General features: G+C 45.9%; 1 rRNA gene. It reads right to left on the bottom strand.

What is annotated here, in order from left to right:
- Positions 1 to 167: 167 nt before the first annotated feature.
- Positions 168 to 255 (bottom strand): 16S ribosomal RNA (locus M3221_RS25945); the annotation flags it as partial.

Below are 255 nucleotides of genomic sequence, written 5' to 3'. Positions count from 1 at the left end.
GCTTTGGTCATACAATGTGTTGCTTCTATCCAGTTTTCAAAGAACAGTTTCAGCTGCCTGCATAAATAAATGCGGGCACAAGAAGAGATTGAACTCTTCAAAACTGAACAAAATCAAACGTCAAACGCTTGTGAGAACCAAGTTCTCACTTCCGTAAATATCCTTAGAAAGGAGGTGATCCAGCCGCACCTTCCGATACGGCTACCTTGTTACGACTTCACCCCAATCATCTGCCCCACCTTCGGCGGCTGGCTC

The organism is Domibacillus indicus, from assembly GCF_023715895.1.
Taxonomy (GTDB): Bacteria; Bacillota; Bacilli; order Bacillales; family Domibacillaceae; genus Domibacillus; species Domibacillus indicus_A.
This window is presented reverse-complemented; position numbering and strand designations above follow the sequence as displayed.